Source organism: Pseudoponticoccus marisrubri, assembly GCF_001482405.1.
GTDB lineage: Bacteria > Pseudomonadota > Alphaproteobacteria > Rhodobacterales > Rhodobacteraceae > Pseudoponticoccus > Pseudoponticoccus marisrubri.
In genome coordinates, this window is record NZ_LPXO01000024.1 from 1 (window position 1) to 19,040 (window position 19,040).

A 19,040-nucleotide genomic window follows, 5' to 3' on the forward strand; every position below is an offset into this window, starting at 1 on the left:
ACGGTTTCCGGGTAGAGTGTTCGGATGGGCGAGATGCGGCTGCATGACCGGGCCGGGCACCGGCTCTATCTCAACGCCGCGGAACGCGCGGCCTTCCTGGCCGCGGCGCGGCAGCAGGTGGCGCGCGAGCGCACGCTCTGCGAGGTGCTGCACTGGACCGGCTGCCGGCCCTCGGAGCTGCGCGAGATCACGCCCGCCCGGGTCGACCTGTCCGAGGGGGTGATCGCGCTGCGCAGCCTGAAGAAGCGCCGCGATGCCGCGGGGCGGCCGCGCATCGTGTTCCGCAGCGTGCCGGTGCCGCCGGGCTGCCTCGACACGCTGGACACCGCGCACGGGCTGCGCGCGGCGCAGCGGTCGCGCCGGCAGGCCAACGCGCCGATCTGGCCGGTCAGCCGGGTGCGCATCTGGCAGATCGTCAAGCGCGTGATGATCGAGGCCGGCCTGCCCGACGCGCCGCATCGCAGCCCCAAGGGGCTGCGGCACGGCTTCGGCGTGCAGGCCATCGCCTGCGGCATCCCGCTGAACCTGCTGCAGAAATGGATGGGCCACGCGCAGCTCAGCACCACCGCGATCTATGCCGACGCGGTGGGCCGGGAAGAGCGCGACATCGCGGCCCGCATGTGGGGCTGAGCCCCGGCTCAGGCGGCGGCGGTGGCGCGGTCCTCCGCGAGATCCTCGGCAGCGGGTGCCGGCGCCGGCGCGGCGCGGGGACGTTCGAGCAGCGCCACGACCTCGCGGCCGATCCGGCGCTCTTCCTCGGCGCGCAGCATCATGTCCGAGACCGCCTCGAAGAGCTCGCCGCGGCGCATGCCGATCATCGCCAGCTGGCGGTCCGACAGCCGGTCCAGCGTCGCCGTGACGGCCGCCACGTCGCGCTGGAACCGCCAGCTCTCGACCCGCTCGCGCAGCCCCGCCACGGGGCCGGGCGCGGCACGGGTTCCGGCGGCGGTTCCGAAAAGACGCTTGAACATGGATGATCCTCCTTGGTGAAAGCCCCCGGAACCGATCCCCCGGCCGCCCGCACCCCCGCCAGGGGGCCGGGGACGGCGCAACGGGCCTGTCCCGGTCGTTGTCATCCACATACGCGCCGGGCCGGAATTTCATCCCGCCCCGCCCGGCGCGCCCGGTCACGAAATTTTTTTCGCCCCGCGAGGGATGAAAGTTTCGCGTGGAACGTAATTGACCATGCAGACAAGGGGGAATGACATGGATGCACGCGCGGAACTCGAGCGCAGATTGTCGGAGTACGTGACGAGCCTCAGGCGCTACGCGCTCGTTCTGACGCGCAACCCGGACGCGGCCGAGGACCTGGTACAGGACACGCTGACCAAGGCCATCGCCGCGGCCGACAGCTGGCAGCCGGGATCGGACATGCGCGTGTGGCTGTTCCGCATCCTGCACAACACGCATGTCAGCGAACGCCGCCGCGCCAAGGTGCGCGAGGATGCCCGGCTCATGCTGCCCGACCCGGTGGAAGAGACCGACCCGACCCGGCGCATCGAGCTGCAGCAGGTGCTGGACGCGCTCGAGCAGCTGCCCGAGGCGCAGCGCCAGCCCATCGTGCTCGTGGCCCTCAAGGAGATGAGCTATGCCGAGGCCGCCCGCACGCTCGACCTGCCGCTCGGCACCTTCTACAGCCGGCTGGGGCGGGGGCGCGCGGCGCTGCGCCGGATCGTCGGCACCATGAAACCCTCCCGGCTCAAGCTGGTGGTGTGAGGAGAGACCCGATGACCCCGACGACCGACAGGATCGACGTGAACGCCTATCTCGACGGCGAGCTGGGCCCCGAGGAAGCGGCCGAGATCGAGGCCCGGCTGGCCGAGGATCCCGAGGCCATGGCCGAGCTGGAGGCCTACGGGCGCCAGAAGGACCTGCTGGGCAAGGCCCTGGACGAGATCGCCGAGACCGGCCCCGTGCCGCTGAAGACCGTGCGCCTGCAGCGCCGGCTGGCCGGGGCGATGCACCGGCGGCTCGCCCCGAAACGCCCCCCGGTTCTGGGCCCGGTGCTGCGCGGCGGCGCCCAGGTGGCCGCGGCCTGCGCCCTGGTCGCCTTCGGCTGGTGGGGGCATGACACCTGGGCGCCCGAGCCGCCCCTGGTGCCGGAATACGTCTCCGAGGCGGTGGGCGCGCACCAGGTCTTTGCCGAGGATCTCGTCCGTCCGGTCGAGTTCACCGGCGAGGCGGTCACCGGCGCGGCGGAATGGTTCTCGCTCAAGATCGGCGTGCCGGTCGCGGCGCCCGATCTCGGCCCGCATGACCTGACGCTGGTCGGCGCCCGGCTCCTGGGCACCAAGGAAGGGCCGCTGGCGCAGTTCATCTACGAGGATCCCGAGGGCGCGCGCTATTCGCTGATCCTGGCGCGGCATCCCGACAACCGCCCGCTGGCGCCGCTGCAGATGGTCGACTATCCCGACCGCGCGGTGGGCTACTGGAGCACGCCGCGGATCGATTTCGCGCTGATCGGCCAGAAGGACAAGGCCGCGATCGAGACGGTCGCCTCGACGCTGGCCCGCGACATCTGACCGGGACGGGCGGCGGCGCGCCGCCCGGTCCCGCCGCCTCAGGCATAGGCGCCGGCGGAATAGGTGAGCTCGTAGCTGTGGCTGTAGAGCTCGAAGACGATGCCGAACGGATCCTCGACATAGACCATGCGATAGGGCTTCTCGCCCGGGTAGTAGTGGCGCACCGGCATGCGCTGGCGGCCGCCCGCGGCCACGATGCGCGCCGCCAGCCCCTCGACATCGGGATCCTGCACCGCGAAGTGGAAGGTGCCGTGGCGCCGGTGCTCGAGCCGCTCGGCAGGCGCGTAATTGTCGGGAAACTCGAAGATCTCGATGCCGATCCCGTCCGCCGTGGCCAGGTGCGCGATGCGCAGCCGCGCCCAGCCCGGGCCGAACACGTCGGTGCACATCTGCCCGATGGCGCTGTCATCCTCGACCGCCTCGGAGGGCGGCATCACCACGTAGAATCCCAGCACCTCGGAATAGAAGGCGACCGCCGCCTCGAGATCGGGCACGGAGAGGCCGATATGCGAGAAGCTGCGCGGGGTGGTGGTCTGTGTCTGGCTCATGGGATCGCTCCGCCTCGTGATCTGGGGGGTGGTCTGTCACGCCCCAGCTATGGCGCGCCGGTGCGGATGTGAAATTATCATCTTGAATGCAGATCATAACGCTGCATTCTGATTCCATGCTGAACGCGACCTGGCTCGAGACCTTCACCACGCTGTGCGAAACCGGCCATTTCACCCGCGCCGCGGCGCGACTGAACATGACCCAGCCGGGCGTGTCGCAGCAGCTGCGCAAGCTCGAGGACCAGCTGGGCCAGCCGCTGATCGCGCGGCAGGGCAAGCGCTTCACCCTGACCCCGGCGGGCGAGACGGTCTTCGCGCTGGGACGGGCGCGGCGCGCCGAGGAGGAGCGCCTGCGCGAGACGATCGCGCGCGACGACCGCGACCGCGGCACGGTGCGCATCGCCTGCTCGGGCAGTTTCGCGATGCTGCTGGGCCCGGTGCTGATGGGCTGGATGCGCGACGCGCCCGAGCTGGTGGTGCAGCTGCAGGCCGCCCCGGCGGCCGATCTGCGCGCGGGCCTGCTGGACGGGCGTTTCGACCTGGCCGTGCTGGGCGCCGATCCCGGCCATGCCCGGCTCGAGGCGGAACCGCTCGGCCGCGAGGAGCTCTGCCTTGTGCTGCCGGCCGCGGCGGCCACGCCGCCGGCCGGGTTCGCCGATCTCGAGGCGCGCGGCTTCATCGCCCATCCAGACGGCGCGGCCTATGCCGACGACCTGCTGCAGGCCAATTTCCCGGGCAGCTATCCCGGCGCCGACCGGATGCGGATCCGCGCCCATGTGAACCAGATCGGCCAGATCCCCGCCCCGGTCGCGCAGGGGATCGGCTACACGCTGCTGCCGCGCAGCGGGGTCGAGGCCTTCGCGGCGCGCGACCGGCTGGCGATCGTGGCCCTGCCCGAGCGGCGCTGGCACCCGCTCTGGCTGGCCGCCCGGCGCGGCCGCCCGCTGCCGGCCCGGCTGCACCATGCCCGCCGGCTGATCGCGCAGGCCGCCGGCCGGCTGGCCTGAGGCGAGCCGGCACCGGCAAACGGGCCAAAGGACAGCCCGGCGACAGGCCGGGGCACGGGGCCAGGATACGGGCCGGCGGATTTTTTCGGCCGGGCCGGGATGAAGCCGCGCGCTGACGCGTAATTGCTCCATGGATGTCGGACAGGTGCCCCGGCCCCCGCGACGGGAAAGGAGGTCCGGCCGATCGGTCCGGCGTGCAAGGCCTTCTTTGGGAGCGTCCGGGCCCTGCCGACATCCTGCCCCTTGCGCGGACGGGTCGCCCTGCGGCGCGCCGCGTGTCTGTCTGAATGGCGGAGCCCTGCCCTGTGTCCCTCGGCTGCTCCGTCCCGTTTCGGGGCCGGCCCTGCGCCGGCCCCGTTTTTTTGTCCCCCCAAGGGGATGAAACGGCCCGCCCGGGCGTTCTTTAACCAGACATGGCCGGGCGCCACGCCCCGCCATGACGGTCCCGGGAACGGGACCGACGGGTCCGGGCCCCTCTGGCAACCGCGCGGCAGCCGGTTGCGATGTCGGATCCCCTGAAACAGCCGTGTTCGCCGCTGCCGCAGGAGGTCCGATGAACGTCCGCCACGACTTCTGGCCGTGTGCCGATACCCCGCGCCCGCCGCTGCCCGCCGCGCGCCCCCGCCCCGAGACGCCGGCCCGCAGCGGCCGGCTGCGCAGCTTCCTGGTCACCGGCACGGCGCTGGCCGCGCTCTGGGCCGGGCTGCACTGGGACGACCCGGCCAGCTGGGTGGTGGGCGGCCCGACGGTGCTGCTGGGCGCCGGCGCGACGCTGCTGCTGCCGGCCAACCCGCCGCCGCACCTGTCGGCCCCGGGCGTGCTGCGCTTTGCCGGCTTCGCCATCCGCGGCGTGCTGCGCGGCGCCTGGGACGTGTGCCGGGCCAGCCTGCGCCCCGGCCGCCTGCGCCCCGGCTGCCTGACCTGGCGCACCGCGCTGCCGCCGGGCCGGCCGCGGCGGCTCTTCGCGGTGGCGATCACCCTGCTGCCCGGCACGCTGACCGCGCGGCTGGAGGGCGAGGTGCTGATCGTGCACGCGCTCGACCCCGGACCGGCCACCCGCGCCGCGCTGGCCGCGCTCGAGGCCCGGATCGCCGGGCTCTACGGGCTGACCACCGATACCAAGGAGACCCGCACGTGATGCTCGAATTCCTCGCCCTGGGCGCGCTGCTGGCGACGCTGGCCAGCCTGCCGCGCCTGATCCTCGGGCCCCGGCCCGCCGACCGCATCGCCGCCGCGCAGCTGGCCGGCACCGGCACGATCGCCACGATCATCCTGCTGGGCGCCGCCACCGGGACGCCGGCGCTCTACGACATGGCGCTGGTCTTCGCGGCGCTGGCCGCGGTGACCGGGCTGGCCTTCGTCGCGCTGGGGGGGCGGTCGTCATGAGCCTCGTGGCCACGCTTCTGGGCACCGCGATGATCGCCGCCGGGGTGGGCTTCCTGCTGTTTGCCGCGCTGGGGCTGTGGCGGCTGCCCGACACGCTGTCGCGCCTGCACGCGCTGACCAAGGCCGACACGGCCGGGCTGGCGCTGGTGGCGCTGGGGGCGGCCTGCCTGTCGGACACGCCCGCCGCGCTGCTGCCGCTGGGGCTCTGCGCGCTGCTGGTAGCGGTCTCGGGCGCCACGATCGGCCACCTGATCGCGCGCCGGCTGATGCGGCGCCCCGCCGCATGAGCCCGGTCGTCCTCTTCGATGCCGCGCTGGCGCTCGGCGTGCTGGGCTGTGCCGCGCTGGCGCTGACCCTGCGCGACCGCACCGGCACGGTGGCCGCCTTCATGCTGACCGGGCTGCTGGTGGCGCTGTCCTGGCTGCGGCTGGGCGCGCCCGACGTGGCGCTGGCCGAGGCCGCGATCGGCGCCGGGCTGACCGGGGCGCTGTTCCTGCGCGGCGCGCGGCGGCTGGGCCCGCTGCGCGCCCGCCCGCCCGCCCCCGCCCAGGCCGCGGCCGCGGCGCTGGGGGCGGCGGTGCTGTCGGCGGCGCTGCTCTGGGCCTTTGCCACCGCCCCGGCCGAGAGCCTCTACCCGCCGCGGGTCGCCGCGGCGCTGGAAGACAGCGGCGTGTCCAACCCGGTCACCGCAGTGCTGCTGAACTTCCGCGCCTGGGACACGCTGCTCGAGATCGCCGTGCTGGTCGTGGCGCTGCTGCTGGTGATGACCCTGTCGCCGCCCCGCGTCATCCCCGACAAGCTGGGCGCGCTGGTGCAGCCCTTCGCCCGCATCGTGGTGCCGGTGGCGGTGCTCGTGGCGGGCCACCTGCTGTGGCAGGGCGCGGAGGCCCCGGGCGGCGCCTTCCAGGCCGGCGCGGTGCTGGCCGGCGCGGGCCTGGCGCTGGTGCTGGGCGGCGTGCGGGTCGACCGCCGGGTGCTGCGGCGCGCGCTGACCGCGCTGGCGCTGGCGGGGCTGGCGGTCTTCACCCTGGCCGCGCTGGCCAGCCAGGCCGTGACCGGCGCCCTGCTGGGCTATCCCGACGGCCAGGCCAAGGCATGGATCATCGCCATCGAGGGCGCGCTGACCCTGTCCATCGCCGCCACGCTCTGCCTGCTTTTCACCGGATACGGACGGAGATCCGCACGATGACACCCGATCTGATCTACCCCGCCGCCGGCGCCGGCCTGATCGGGCTGGCGCTGTGGCGGCTGGCCACCTGCGGCGACACGCTGCGCCGGATCATGGCGCTGAACGTGCTGGCGGTGGGCATCGCGATGTTGATGCTCGCGGCCGGGCGCGAGACGCTGATGCTCGCGGCCGGACGCGAGACGTCGACGCTCGCCGCCGGGCGAGACACGCTGACGCGCGCCGCCGGGCAAGACACGCCGCAGACGGCCGGCGCAGGCTTCCTGCAGGCGGCGGCCGACCCCGTGCCGCAGGCCTTCGTGCTGACCGGCATCGTGGTGCTGGTCGCGGTCACCGCCGCGCTGATGGCGCTGGCCGAACGGCTGGGGGCGCGCGATGGTGACTGAGACCTCGCTGCTGGTCACCCTGCCCTTCCTCGCCGCACTGGCCGCGGCGGCCGCGCCGCGCGCCGCCGCGACGCTGGGCATGGCCGCGACCCTGGCCAATGCCGGCTTTGCCGCGCTGTTGGCGCGCGCCCTGCTGGCCGATGGCGCGCGCGAGACCTCGCTGGGCGGCTGGGAGGCCCCGCTGGGCATCACCCTGCGCGCCGACGGGCTGGCCGCGCTGATGATCGGCATGACCGCGCTGGTGGGCAGCGCCGTGGCACTGCAGGCCATGGGCCGCCCCGCACCCGGCCGGCCCGCGCCCGCGGGCGGCTTCTGGCCGCTCTGGCTGGCCACGCTGGGGGCGATGAACGCGCTGTTCCTGTCCGACGACCTGTTCAACCTCTACGTCACCTTCGAGATCCTGGGCCTGTCCGCCGTGGGGCTGACCGCGCTGACCGGCAGCCGCCGCGCGCTGCGCGCCGCCTTCGACTATCTCAGCGCCGGGCTGGCCGGCAGCCTGCTGCTGCTGCTGGGCGTGGCGCTGGCCTATGCCGAGGCCGGCCGGGTCGATCTCGCGGCCGTGCCGGCGCTGGTCGAGACCATGCGCGGGCGCATCGCGCTGGCGCTGGTGCTGGCCGGGCTGGCGGTCAAGGCGGCGCTCTTCCCGCTGCATTTCTGGATGCCGGCGGCGCATGCCAATGCCGCCCCGCCGGCCTCGGCGCTGCTCTCGGCGCTGGTGGTCAAGACGGCGCTCTACGTGGCGCTGCGCCTGTCGCTCGAGGGCGGCGCCGGGATCGCGCCGGCGCGCGCGGCGCTGGCCGTGGCCGGCAGCGGCGCGATGCTCTGGGGGGCGTGGAACGCGCTGCGCGCCGAGCGGTTGAAACTGCTGGTGGCGCATTCCACCGTGGCCCAGATCGGGCTGATCGCGCTGGCGCTCGGCGTGGCGGGCAACCCCGCCGACAGCACGCTGTGGCAGGCCGCGGCGCTGCTGATGCTGAGCCACGCGCTGGCCAAGGCGGCGATGTTCCTCGCCGCCGGGCGCATCGCCGAGGAGCTGGGCCATGACCGGATCTCGGGGCTGAACCGCACCGAGCTGCGCCCCGGCGCCGCCGAGTTCGCCTTTGCCATCGCCGCAGTCAGCCTGATCGGCCTGCCGCCCACCGCCGGCTTCGTCGGCAAATGGGTGCTGATCGAGGGGCTGATCGCGCGCGAGGCCTGGATCTGGGTGGCGCTGGTGATGACCGGCACCGTGCTGTCGGCCGCCTACCTGTCGCGCGTCGTGTCGCGCTGCCTGCGCGGCGGCCCGCACGTGGCGCCCGGCGCCCGCCGCCCGGCCTGGCACATGGGCGATGTCGCCGCCCTGGGGCTGGCGGTGGGCGCGCTGGCGCTCGGCCTTGCCTCTGCCCTGCCCTTCGCGCTCCTGGAGACCACGCTGACATGACCGAACTTCTGCCGCTTGCCATCCTGATGACCTCGCTGGGGGTGGCCCCGGCCATCCTGGCGATGCCCGATGACTGGAGCCGGCTGCGCACCGCGGTGAACCTCGCCGCGGCGGCGCTCAAGCTGGGGCTGGTCGCCTGGCTGTCGCTCTCGGTGGCGCAGGGCGCCGAGTTCGGGCTGGGGCTGGAGATCGCCCCGGGCCTGGCGCTGGAGCTCAAGGCCGACGCGCTGTCGGTGCTCTTCCTGGCGCTGTCCTCGGTGCTGTGGCTGCTGACCACGCTCTACGCGGTGGGCTACCTGGAGGGCGGCACCGACCGCAGTCGCTTCTTCGGCTTCTTCAGCCTCTGCGTCGCCGCCACGGTGGGCATCGCCATGGCCGGCAACCTGTTCACCTTCGTGGTGTTCTTCGAGCTGCTGACCCTGGCGACCTGGCCGCTGGTGGTGCATCGCGGCTCGGCCGAGGCGCACCGGGCGGGCCGGATCTACCTGGTCTACACGCTGGGCGGCGGGCTGGCGCTGACGCTGGGCGCGGCCTGGCTCTACGCGCTGGCCGGCGCCGTGCCCTTCGCGCCGCGCGGCGTGCTGGGCGATCTGCCGCAGACCCACCCGGTGGCGGTGACCGCGATCTTCGTGCTGCTGATCGCGGGGGTCGGCGTCAAGGCCGCGCTGGTGCCGCTGCATGGCTGGCTGCCGGTCTCGATGGTGGCCCCCGCCCCGGTCAGCGCGCTGCTGCACGCGGTGGCGGTGGTCAAGTCCGGCGCCTACGGCATCATGCGCATCGTCTACGACGTCTACGGCGTCGAGACCATGCAGGGGCTGGGGCTGGCCGCGCCGCTGGCCGCGCTGGCCGGGGCGACGATCCTGTGGGGCTCGTTCCGGGCGCTCCGCCAGGACGACCTGAAGAAGCGGCTGGCCTATTCCACCGTCAGCCAGGTCAGCTACATCACGCTGGGCGTGGCGCTGATCTCGCCCTTGGCGGCGGTGGGCGGGCTGGCGCATCTGATCCACCAGGGGATCATGAAGATCACCCTGTTCCTGGCGGCGGGCAATTTCGCCGAGGGGCGCGGCGTCAAGACGGTCAGCGGCATGGACGGGATGGGTCGGCTGATGCCCGGCGCCACGCTGGCCTTCACCGTGGGCGCGCTGGGGATGATCGGGGTGCCGCCGCTGGCCGGGTTCATCTCCAAGTGGTATCTCGGCGCCGGCGGGCTGGATGCCGGGCAGCCGGCGGTGATCGCGCTGCTGGCCGGCTCGGGGCTGATGAACGCCGCCTATTTCCTGCCCATCCTCTACCGGGCCTGGTTCCGCGACCCGCCCGCGGACGCCGTGCCCAAGCGCCGCATCGGCTGGATGCTGGCCGTGCCGCCGGCCGTCACCGCGGGCTTCGTGCTGGCCGCGGGGCTCCTGGCCAATGCCCCGTTCAGCCCGCTGGGCTGGACCCGTTTCATCGTCTCGCTGGAGTACCTATGATCGCGCTTCCGCTCTGGATCGTCCCGGCCGCGCCGCTGGTGCTGCTGGCCCTGCTGCTGGTGCCGCAGGCGCGGCCCGCCCTGCGCGCGCTGGTGCCGCTGGCGCCGCTGCCGGCGCTGGCGGCCGCGCTGGCCAGCCCGGCCCCGGCGCCGGTCACGCTGGACTGGCTGATGCTGGGCACGGAGCTTGCCCTGACCGACACCGCGCGGCCCTTCCTGGGCTTCACCGCCGCGCTCTGGGCGCTGGCCGGCTGGCAGGCGCTGCGGCTGCTGCGCGACGCGCCCGGGCGCGACCGCTTCCTGGCCTGTTTCCTGCTGGCCATGACCGGCAACCTGGGCCTGCTGGTGGCGCAGGACATCGCCGCCTTCTACAGCTTCTTCGCCGCCATGAGCCTGGCCTCCTGGGGGCTGGTGCTGCAGGGCGGCGGCGCGGCGCAGGTCTTTGCCGGCCGGGTCTATATCGGCTTTGCCGTGACCGGCGAGCTGGCGCTCTTCGCCGGGCTGTCGCTGGGCGCCTTCGCCACCGGCGAGACGCGGCTGGCCGCCATGGCCGGCCCCGAGGTACCGGCGCTGGCCACCGCGCTGATGGCCGCGGGGCTGCTGGTCAAGCTGGGCGCGGTGCCGCTGCACCTGTGGCTGCCGCTGGCCCATGCCGCGGCGCCGGCGCCGGCCAGCGCCGTGCTCTCGGGCGCCATGCTGAAGGCCGGGCTGTTCGGGCTGATGACCGTGCTGCCGCTGGGCAGCGCGGCGCTGCCGGGCGCGGCGGCGGGGCTGGCCGCCATGGCGCTGGCCGGGCTGGTGCTGGCCCCGGCGCTGGGGCTGGTGCAGGCCGAGGCCAAGGCGGTGCTGGCCTATTCCAGCATCGGGCAGATGAGCCTGATGGCGCTGGGGCTGGCCGCGGGGCTGGCCGCGCCCGCCGCCTGGCCGCTGCTGGGCCCGGCGGTGCTGCTGCTGGCGGTGCATCACGCCTTTGCCAAGGCGGCGCTGTTCCTCGGCGTGCCGGCGGTCTGGAGCACCGCGCCCGGGGCGCTGCGCGCCGCGCTGCTGGCCGCGCTGGCGCTGCTGGCGCTGGCGCTGGCCGGGCTGCCCGCGACCAGCGGCGCGATCGCCAAGACGGCGCTGAAGGAGGCGCTGGAGGCCGCGCCCGCGGGCTGGCAGGTCTGGCTGGGCACCGCGCTCTTCGCCGCGAGCCTGGGCACGGCGCTGTTGATGCTGCGCGCCCTGTGGCTGCTGGCCGACGCGCCGCAGAAGCCCGACACCGCCGGCGACGTGGCCCTGCCCTGGCTGGGCGCCACGGGGCTGGTGCTGGCCGCGCCCTGGCTGCTGCCGGGCGGGGCCGCGGCGGCGCCCGACCCGGCCGACCTGGTCCCGCCGGGCCTGGCCGCGGCGCTGGCGCTGGCGGCGCTGGCGCTGGTGCGGAGCTTCGGGCTGCGCCTGGCCCCGCCGAAAGCCGGCGAGCTCCTGGGCCTGTTCGAGGCGGCACCGCGCCCCGCCCCGGTGCTGGCCCTGCCGCCACCGCCGCGCCGCGGCCGCACGCTGGTGGTGCGCCGCGGCCGTGGCGCCGTGGCCCGGCCCGAGCGCGGCGCGCTGGCGATCCTGGGCGTGGCCGCGGCGCTGGCGCTGGTCATGGCGCTGGCCCCGGCGGGCCCCGCCCCGGTCAGCGCGCCGCCCGCCCCCGTCACCGGCGAGGGCTGAGCGCCCCGGGCCGGGCCCGCCGCCGCGCGCGGACCCGGCCGCAGACCGGGTCTCAGGCGAAATCCGCGATCAGCCCGCGCAGCAGCGGGTGCGGGAAGCGCCGCGGCCGGGTGATCGCCCAGAAGGTCTCGGTCAGCCCGGTCGGGTCGGGATGCGCCAGCAGCGTGCCGGCCGAGAGCTCGTCGGCCACCACCACCGGCGGCACCAGCGCCACCCCGGCATCGGCCCGCGCCAAGAGCCGCATCATCGCCATGTCGTCGATCTCGGCGGCCACCGCGCAGCGCAGGCCCAGCCGGTCGGCGAGCGCGTCGAACCCGTGCCGCATCGCCGAGCCGCGCGCCGGCAGGATCAGCGGCTCGCGCCCCAGCATCTCGGCCAGCCCGCCCGCCACGCGGCCCGGCGTGCCCACGAAGGCCGCCGGCTGCTGCGCCACCTGGTGCGCGGTGAAGCCGCCCGGCCGCTCGGCCGGGGGTGGCACGGTGGACAGCACCACGTCCAGCGCATGCGCGCCGAGCGCCTCGAGCAGCTCGCCCAGCCGGCCCGATTGCAGGATCAGGTCGGTATCGCTGCGCCCCACCACCGGGGCGAGGAAGCGCATCTGGAAATTGCGCGACAGCGTCGCCTCGGCGCCAACCCGCAGCGCCCGGCGCACCAGCCCGGTCTGGCCCAGCGTGTCCACCAGGTCGCGGCCCGCGGCAAAGATCACGTCGGCATGGTCGAGCGCGATGCGTCCCGCCTCGGTCAGGTGCAGCGCCCGGCCGCGCCGCTCGAAGAGCGCATGGCCCAGCCGCGCCTCCAACGCCTTGATCTGGCTCGACAAGGCGGATTGCGACAGGTTCAGCTTCTCGGCCGCGCGGGTCAGGTGCCCCTCATGCGCGACGGCCTGGAAATAGCGCAGGTGGTTGTAGTTGAGCTCGGCCATCATTCGGTTTAACCGAATGATTTTCAGTAATCAATGTATTTTTTAAAACGATTGCGCTGCGCCATATCCCCCCGAAGACCCGCGAACAAGGAGACTGAGCGATGTACCTGGCCTGGATGATCCTGCTGGCCCCCGCCGCCCTGCTGCTGGCCGGGGCGCTGCGCCTGCGCGAGACCGGGATGCCCGCGACCCCGCCCCGCGGCCCCGAGCGCGCGGCGCTGCTGGCCGTACTGCTGGCCCTCGCGGGGGCGGTGACGCTGCTGCTGGAGGGCCCGGTGACCTCGCCCGTGCTGGGGCTGGGCGAGATCGGCCTGTCGGTGCGGCTCGACATGGTCTCGGTCACGCTGATGGGGCTGTCCAGCGTGCTGGCCTGGGTCATCCTGCGCTTTTCGGCGACCCATCTGCAGGGCGAGCCCGGCGAGGGCCGCTTCGCCTTCTGGATGGCGCTGACCCTGGCCGGGGTGATGCTGCTGGTCAGCGCCGGGCACCTGGCCCAGCTGGCGCTGGGATGGGCGCTGACCGGGCTGGGGGTGAACCGGCTGCTGATGTTCTATCCCGACCGGCCCGGCGCCCGGCGCGCGGCCCGCAAGAAGATGCTGGTGGCGCGCGGCGCCGACACGGCGCTGGCCGCGGCGCTGGTGCTGATGGTGCTGGCCTTCGGCACCTCCGAGATCGCCGCGATCACCGAGGCCGCCGCCGAAGGCCCGCTGCCCCCCGCCGCGCAGGCCGCGGTCGCCGCGCTGGCGCTGGCGGCGCTGCTGAAATCGGCGCTGATCCCGGCGCATGGCTGGCTGACCGAGGTCATGGAGGCGCCGACCCCGGTCTCGGCCCTGCTGCATGCCGGGGTGGTGAACGCGGGCGGCTTCCTGCTGATCCGCTTCGCCGACCTGCTGCTGGGCGCGCCGCTGGTGATGGCCGCGCTGGTCACGCTGGGCGGGCTCTCGGCGCTGCTCGGCGCGGTGGTGATGCTGACCCAGGCCGCGGCCAAGACCGCGCTGGCCTGGTCCACCGTGTCGCAGATGGGCTTCATGGTGCTGCAATGCGGGCTGGGCCTGTTCCCGCTGGCGCTGCTGCACGTGGTGGCCCACGCGCTCTACAAGGCGCATGCCTTCCTGCGCGTGGCCGAGGCCGGGCAGGCCGTGATGGCGGCGCGCCGGCTGGGGCCGGTCGCGGTGCCCAGCCTGCGCAACGTGGGCCTGGCCATGGGCATCGCCGTGGCGATCTACGCACTGGTCGGCCTGCCGCTGGGGCTGGCGGGCAAGCCGCCGCAGGCGGTGGCGCTGGGGGCGATGCTGGTTCTGGGCGTGGGCTACCTGGTGGCGCAGGGGCTGGCCGATGCCGCGCCGCGCGCGCTGGGGATCGCCACGGCCCGCGCCTCGGCGCTGTTCGCCGCCGGCTATTTCGCCTTCCAGGCCCTGGCCGGGGCGCTGGCCGCCGGTACCCTGCCGCCGCCGCCGCAAGCCGGCGCGCTGGAATGGGCGCTGATCGTGCTGGCCCTGGCCAGCTTCGCCGCGGTCGCCCTGCTGCAGGCCCTGCTGCCGGCCTGGGCGCATCACCCCGCCGCGCGCGGCCTGCGGGTGCACATCGCCAACGGCTTCTACCTCAACGCCCTGACCGACCGGCTGGTCGGTGCCTGGAGCACCCCCCGCCCCGCCCCCCAGAAGGAGATCTGAGCCATGTTCATCCAGCACCAGGATTTCTCGCCCGACCTGCTGACCCTGATCGGCGCCGCCGAGGCGGCGGCGCGCCGGGTGGCCCCGCTCTTCCCGCTGAACCGCGCGGTGGCGGTGAACCCGTTCCACGGCGTGCAGGACACGCCCATCGCGCAGACCGCGGCCCGCATGGAGCGCGCCGCCGGGATCCGCATCTTTCCCGACCGCGCCGGCTGGGAGGCCCGGCTGGAGGCGGGCGAGATCACCCGCGCCGACCTGCAGGCCGCCCGGGCCGAGATCGCGCCCGAGGACGGGCCCGCGCCCGAGGCGCTGATCGAGGCGCTGGCGCTGACCCCGCCGCCCGCCCTGCCGATCCCCACGATGGCCGAGCTGGCCGCCGGGGTCTCGGGGCGGGACTGGCCGGGCCTGGTGACCGAGCGGATCGGCGCCTGGGCGCAGGGCCATTTCGACGAGGGCCAGGCGCTCTGGGGCGCCACGGGCCCGCAGCAGGGGGCCTGGAGCGCCTGGCGGGACTGGGCGCTGCGCGACCTGACCCCCGAGATCCACGGGCTCGAAGGGTTCTCGTCCATGGTGGCGGCGGCGCGGCAGGATCACTGGCGCGCGCTCGGCGATGCCTGCGTGGCGCTCGGCATCGACCACGCCGCCGCGCCCTCGGTCTTCCACCGGCTGCTCTGCGAGCTGGGCGGCTGGGCCGGGCTGGGCCGCTACCGGCTGTGGGAGGCCGAGCTGGGCGAGGCGCGCGACACCACGCTGACCGAGCTGCTGACCATCCGGCTGGTCTGGGAACAGGCGCTGCACGCCCGCCACGCGGAGGCGGTCGAGAGCGGCTGGCAGGCCGCGCTCGAGGCCCATCGCAGCCCCGTCACGCCGCGTGCCGACCACCTGGTCGACGCGATCTGGCTGCGCGCCGCCGAGATCGCCACCGCGCGGCAGCTGGATGCGCGGCTGCACGCGGCCACCCCCGCCCCGGCCGAGCCGGTGCCCTGCGAGGCGCAGATGGTGTTCTGCATCGACGTGCGCTCGGAGCGGCTGCGGCGCGCCATCGAGAGCGTCGCGCCGGGCATCCGGACCCATGGCGCGGCCGGCTTCTTCGGCCTGCCGCTGCAGCATTGCGGCCTGACGCCCGAGGATCGCGAGGCGCGCAGCCCGGTCATCCTGACCCCGCCGCTGGCCGCCGAGACCCGGCACGAGGATGCCGCCCATCGGCGCATCCAGGGCCGGCTGGGCCGCGCCGTGGCGCGGTTCTCGCGCGCCGCGGTGTCGAGCTTCGCCTTCGTCGAGGCGGCCGGCCCGCTGCGGCTGGGCCCGCTGCTGGGCGCCTCGCTGTCGCGCCGGCAGCCGGAGCACGCCCCCGGCCCCCAGCCGGTGCTGGCGCTCGCCCCGGACAGCCCCGCGGCACTGGACGCCGCCGAGGGCGCGCTCCGGGCGATGGGGCTGACGGGGGCGTTCGCCCCGGTGGTGATCTTCGTGGGCCACGCGGCACGGGTGACCAACGATGCCCAGGCCGGGCTGGTACAATGCGGCGCCTGCGGCGGCCATGACGGCGCGGTCAATGCCCGCGTGCTGGCGGGGCTGCTGAACGAGGCGCCGATCCGCGCGGGGCTGCGCGCGCGCGGCCTCGAGATCCCCGAGGCCACGGTGTTCCGCGCCGGGCTGCACGACACGACCGCCGACCGTGTCACCCTGTTCGAGGCCGACACGATCGGGCCGCGCGCGGACCAGCCGCTGACCCGGATCCGGGCGGCGCTGGAGGCGGCCTGCGAGATCACCCGGACCGAGCGCGCGCTGCTCTTCCCGCAGGACGGCAACCTGGCCACGCGCGGCGCCGACTGGTCGCAGACCCGCCCCGAATGGGGGCTGGCGGGCTGTCACTGGTTCATCGCCGCCCCGCGCGCCCGGACCCGCGGCGTGGCGCTGGACGGGCGGGCCTTCCTGCATGACTATGACGCGTCCGAGGATCCCGAGGGGCGCTGGCTGACCGACATCCTCTCGGGCCCGGTGCTCGTGGCGGCCTGGATCAACCTGCAGTATTTCGGCGCCCGGGTGGCCCCGCAGGCCTTCGGCGGCGGCAACAAGCTGGTGCAGAACGTGATGGGCGGGATCGGCGTGCTGGACGGCATCACCGGCACCCTGCGCGGCGGCCCCTCGGACCAGAGCCTCGGGCTGGGCGCGCGCAAGATGCACGAACCCCTGCGCCTGGCCGTGCGGATCGCCGCGCCGCAGGCGCTGATCGAGACCGCGCTGGAAGCCAGCCCCGGGCTGCACGATCTCGTGGCCAATGGCTGGATCGAGATCCGCCCGCTCGACGCGGAGTGAGGATGGAGGGGGCAGGTCGTCGCGGACCTGCCCTTCTCTTCGCTGTCGGGGGGCGGGCCTTGCCGGGAGGTTCGCCCCCTTTTCTTCGGGCGTGTCACACCCGGGAGAGGGGTCCGGGATCCGGCACTTATCCACAGGTTTTGAGTACGCGCTCTAGTGTTAAATAAAGTGTTAATAAGTTACGCGAGTTTTGAATATGTTACAAGCCTTTGTTTTTTTTACATGAAACAACGTTCATTTTCCGATTTCGGTTCCCAGAGGGGCGAAGATCGGTTCCCAGAGGGGCGAATCCCCGGTTCCCAGAGGGGCGAAGAGCCCCGGCCCCGGAAGCGCGAGTTATCCACAGGCCTGGAAGGTTCCCAGACCGACGAAGAAAACCGCCCCCGCCCGGTTCCTTGATCGACGAATCCCGGTTCCCAGACCGACGAAGGGCCGCTAGGCTCCGGGGCATGGGAGACCTGTTGCCTGACCGCCATCCGAATCGTGATTTCTTCATCCTCGACGTCTCGGACGCGGCGCCGAAGGACGACATGGTCTCGATGGAGCACCCGGTCTTCTCGCTCTCGGTCAAGCCCGACATGCGCGAGCTGTCATATCGCCACGAGGGCAAGCGGGTCATGGTGGTGCCCTCGGGCAAGGGGCTGGCCACGATCATGGACAAGGACATCCTGCTCTACTGCATCTCCAAGCTGGTCCATCAGCTCAATTCCGGCGAGGAGATCGGCCCCTGGGTGGAGATGACCGCGCATGAGGTCATGGTGGCCACCAACTGGCGCACCAACCGCGAAAGCTACCAGCGCTTCGAGGACGCGCTGGACCGGCTGCGCGGCACGACGATCAAGACCGACATCCCCACCGGCGACCACCGCCAGACCCGCGGCTTCGGGCTGATCGACGCCTACGAGATCACCCGCCGCGATTCCGATGGCGAGGAAAGCGTGTTCGGGCGCATGACCCAGGTGCGCATCAAGGTCTCGGACTGGACCTTCCGCGCGGTGCGCAGCATGGAGGTGCTGACCATCAACCCGCGCTATTTCCGGCTGCGCCGGCCGCTGGAGCGGCGCATCTACGAGCTGGCGCGCAAGCATGTGGGCGACCAGGGCCGGCCCTTCCGCATCGGGCTGGACAAGCTGCAGAAGAAGGTCGGCAGCAACTCGCCCGAGAAGAAGTTCAAGTATTTTCTCAAGCAGATCGCGCAGGACGGGCACATCCCCGATTACGACATCGCGCTGGACGGGGCACAGGTGGTGTTCCGCGCCCGCCGGCCGGGCTTTGCCCGCGGCCAGCTGGAACTGGCGCTGGGGCTGCCGGCCACGCCGGCGCCGGCGCTGGTCGAGAAGGCGCGCCGCGCCGCGCCGGGGCTGGACATCTACCGGCTCTACGAGGAATGGCGCGGCTTCGCCGATGCCCGCACCGAGCCGCCGCGCAGCCTCGACGCGGCCTTCCTGGGCTTCTGCCGCAAGCGCGCGGGGACGGATTAGGATTACCCGGTAATCGAAAATACCGGGTAATCCCGGGCAGCTCAGGCCTCGGGGTCGATCCCGTTGGCCGCGCAGTAGAGCGCCCAGGCCTCCTCGATCAGCACGCCCTGCTGCACGCCGCGGCGCTTGGCCTCGGCCGAGATCTGGCGCGCCACGGGGGGCAGCACCTTGGCATGGACCTGCCCGGTGCGCGGGCTGGGCGGGCGGCCGCGCCGCTTGCGGGGGCTGCGCTCGACGAAGCCCAGCGTGTCGGCGGCGCGGTCCAGCCGCTCCACCGTGGCGGGCGTGTCGGCCTTGTCGCGGCGCTTGAGATCGCCGACATCGATGCTGAAGGCGGGCTTGTCGGTCATGCCGCCTGCTTCCGGGCGCCGAGCCGCTGGTAGACCGCCCGGGCGAAGGCGCCGGCATTCTCCTGCGCGCCCTCCATGTTGCCCTGCCGCGGGATGCTGCGCAGGTCGCCACCGAACTCGAACAGCGCCGAGAAGGCCGCGCGCTCCATCAGCGCGGGCTCGATGATGTCGACCCCCTGCCCCGCCAGGCTGGCCTCGATCCCGGTATGCTGCTTGGAGCGGATCGCGCGGGTCATGGTGAAGACCACCGCGTGCGGGATGGCCCGGTCGAGCTGCTCCTCCTCCTCGGCGATCAGGGTCAGCGCGCGCACCCCGATCGTGGCGTCCAGCGTGGTGGCGCGCATCGGCGTGATGACCAGGTCGGCCTGCGAGATCGCCCGCGAGACCAGCCGCGAGGCCACCCCTTCCAGGTCGACGATCACCACGCTGCCGTCGCGGTCATGGGAGCGGATGCTCCGGATGATGCCGGACTCGTCCACGTCGCCCAGCACGGTGATGCGCGGCGGCAGGTCGGCGCGCGTGGCCCAGAGGCTGAGCGAGCCGTTGGGGTCGCAGTCGAGAAAGGTGACCTCGGCGCCGGCATGGGCCAGCTCGGTGCCCAGGAGCACGGCGGTCGTGGATTTTCCGGCGCCGCCCTTGGGCGACGCGATGACGATGACAGGCATGGGATCCGCTCGATT

General features: G+C 73.8%; 20 protein-coding genes. 15 read left to right on the forward strand and 5 right to left on the reverse strand.

What is annotated here, in order from left to right; genetic code table 11:
• Nucleotides 1–24 precede the first annotated feature (24 nt).
• A complete protein-coding gene (locus AVJ23_RS21055) occupies nt 25–630 on the forward strand; it encodes a tyrosine-type recombinase/integrase (RefSeq protein ID WP_058864211.1) in 606 nt (201 codons plus the stop codon).
• Nucleotides 631–638: 8 nt separating this feature from the next.
• On the opposite strand, the gene AVJ23_RS21060 is transcribed toward AVJ23_RS21055, so the two are convergent.
• On the reverse strand, nt 639–971 hold the full coding sequence (locus AVJ23_RS21060) for a hypothetical protein (protein ID WP_058864212.1): 333 nt from the start codon (nt 969–971) through the stop codon (nt 639–641).
• Between the two features lie 235 nt (nt 972–1,206).
• Between AVJ23_RS21060 and AVJ23_RS21065 the strand changes: the two genes are divergently transcribed.
• Complete coding sequence (locus AVJ23_RS21065; RefSeq protein WP_058864213.1) at nt 1,207–1,716, forward strand: sigma-70 family RNA polymerase sigma factor; 510 nt, start codon at nt 1,207–1,209, stop codon at nt 1,714–1,716.
• A gap of 11 nt (nt 1,717–1,727) precedes the next feature.
• Nucleotides 1,728–2,522 (forward strand): anti-sigma factor family protein, encoded by a 795-nt coding sequence (locus AVJ23_RS21070; protein ID WP_058864214.1) that lies wholly within the window; start codon nt 1,728–1,730, stop codon nt 2,520–2,522.
• A 38-nt stretch (nt 2,523–2,560) separates the two neighbouring features.
• Here AVJ23_RS21070 and AVJ23_RS21075 read toward each other — a convergent pair whose 3' ends face one another.
• Nucleotides 2,561–3,070 carry a lactoylglutathione lyase family protein gene (locus tag AVJ23_RS21075; protein ID WP_058864215.1) on the reverse strand — a complete coding sequence of 170 codons (510 nt, stop codon included), beginning with the start codon at nt 3,068–3,070 and terminating at the stop codon, nt 2,561–2,563.
• Nucleotides 3,071–3,186: 116 nt separating this feature from the next.
• On the opposite strand from AVJ23_RS21075, the gene AVJ23_RS21080 reads away from it, so the two are divergent.
• From AVJ23_RS21080 to AVJ23_RS21120, 9 genes are all read left to right on the forward strand, one after another.
• Nucleotides 3,187–4,077 (forward strand): LysR family transcriptional regulator, encoded by an 891-nt coding sequence (locus tag AVJ23_RS21080; protein ID WP_058864238.1) that lies wholly within the window; start codon nt 3,187–3,189, stop codon nt 4,075–4,077.
• Nucleotides 4,078–4,630: 553 nt separating this feature from the next.
• A complete protein-coding gene (locus tag AVJ23_RS21085; RefSeq protein ID WP_058864216.1) occupies nt 4,631–5,215 on the forward strand; it encodes a Na+/H+ antiporter subunit E in 585 nt (194 codons plus the stop codon).
• Complete coding sequence (locus AVJ23_RS21090) at nt 5,215–5,463, forward strand: MrpF/PhaF family protein (protein WP_058864217.1); 249 nt, start codon at nt 5,215–5,217, stop codon at nt 5,461–5,463. The genes AVJ23_RS21085 and AVJ23_RS21090 overlap by 1 nt, the downstream gene beginning before the upstream one ends.
• Nucleotides 5,460–5,750 (forward strand): cation:proton antiporter, encoded by a 291-nt coding sequence (locus AVJ23_RS21095; protein ID WP_058864218.1) that lies wholly within the window; start codon nt 5,460–5,462, stop codon nt 5,748–5,750. The genes AVJ23_RS21090 and AVJ23_RS21095 overlap by 4 nt, the downstream gene beginning before the upstream one ends.
• Complete coding sequence (gene mbhE, locus AVJ23_RS21100; RefSeq protein ID WP_058864219.1) at nt 5,747–6,652, forward strand: hydrogen gas-evolving membrane-bound hydrogenase subunit E; 906 nt, start codon at nt 5,747–5,749, stop codon at nt 6,650–6,652. Before AVJ23_RS21095 ends, mbhE begins: the two co-directional genes overlap by 4 nt.
• On the forward strand, nt 6,649–7,035 hold the full coding sequence (locus tag AVJ23_RS21105) for an NADH-quinone oxidoreductase subunit K (RefSeq protein WP_058864220.1): 387 nt from the start codon (nt 6,649–6,651) through the stop codon (nt 7,033–7,035). The genes mbhE and AVJ23_RS21105 overlap by 4 nt, the downstream gene beginning before the upstream one ends.
• Nucleotides 7,025–8,455, forward strand: coding sequence for a complex I subunit 5 family protein (locus AVJ23_RS21110; protein ID WP_084794850.1), 1,431 nt, complete (start codon nt 7,025–7,027; stop codon nt 8,453–8,455). Before AVJ23_RS21105 ends, AVJ23_RS21110 begins: the two co-directional genes overlap by 11 nt.
• A complete protein-coding gene (locus AVJ23_RS21115) occupies nt 8,452–9,924 on the forward strand; it encodes a complex I subunit 5 family protein (protein WP_058864222.1) in 1,473 nt (490 codons plus the stop codon). Before AVJ23_RS21110 ends, AVJ23_RS21115 begins: the two co-directional genes overlap by 4 nt.
• Nucleotides 9,921–11,618, forward strand: coding sequence for a proton-conducting transporter transmembrane domain-containing protein (locus AVJ23_RS21120; protein WP_058864223.1), 1,698 nt, complete (start codon nt 9,921–9,923; stop codon nt 11,616–11,618). The genes AVJ23_RS21115 and AVJ23_RS21120 overlap by 4 nt, the downstream gene beginning before the upstream one ends.
• Before the next feature lie 52 nt (nt 11,619–11,670).
• On the opposite strand, the gene AVJ23_RS21125 is transcribed toward AVJ23_RS21120, so the two are convergent.
• Nucleotides 11,671–12,540 (reverse strand): LysR family transcriptional regulator, encoded by an 870-nt coding sequence (locus AVJ23_RS21125; RefSeq protein ID WP_058864239.1) that lies wholly within the window; start codon nt 12,538–12,540, stop codon nt 11,671–11,673.
• A gap of 101 nt (nt 12,541–12,641) precedes the next feature.
• Between AVJ23_RS21125 and AVJ23_RS21130 the strand changes: the two genes are divergently transcribed.
• From AVJ23_RS21130 to AVJ23_RS21140, 3 genes are all read left to right on the forward strand, one after another.
• Entirely contained in the window at nt 12,642–14,213 is a 1,572-nt protein-coding gene (locus AVJ23_RS21130; protein WP_058864224.1) for a proton-conducting transporter transmembrane domain-containing protein, read from the forward strand.
• A 3-nt stretch (nt 14,214–14,216) separates the two neighbouring features.
• Nucleotides 14,217–16,529: a YbcC family protein gene (locus tag AVJ23_RS21135; protein ID WP_084794852.1), complete on the forward strand. Its 2,313-nt coding sequence runs from the start codon at nt 14,217–14,219 to the stop codon at nt 16,527–16,529.
• Nucleotides 16,530–16,978: 449 nt separating this feature from the next.
• Entirely contained in the window at nt 16,979–18,010 is a 1,032-nt protein-coding gene (locus AVJ23_RS21140; RefSeq protein WP_058864225.1) for a replication initiator protein A, read from the forward strand.
• A 41-nt stretch (nt 18,011–18,051) separates the two neighbouring features.
• On the opposite strand, the gene AVJ23_RS21145 is transcribed toward AVJ23_RS21140, so the two are convergent.
• Together AVJ23_RS21145 and AVJ23_RS21150 are read right to left on the reverse strand one after the other, a co-directional pair.
• A complete protein-coding gene (locus AVJ23_RS21145) occupies nt 18,052–18,360 on the reverse strand; it encodes a hypothetical protein (RefSeq protein ID WP_058864226.1) in 309 nt (102 codons plus the stop codon).
• The gene (locus AVJ23_RS21150) at nt 18,357–19,025 is read right to left on the reverse strand and encodes a ParA family protein (RefSeq protein WP_058864227.1); all 669 of its coding nucleotides are present in this window, start codon (nt 19,023–19,025) and stop codon (nt 18,357–18,359) included. Before AVJ23_RS21150 ends, AVJ23_RS21145 begins: the two co-directional genes overlap by 4 nt.
• Nucleotides 19,026–19,040: the final 15 nt, after the last annotated feature.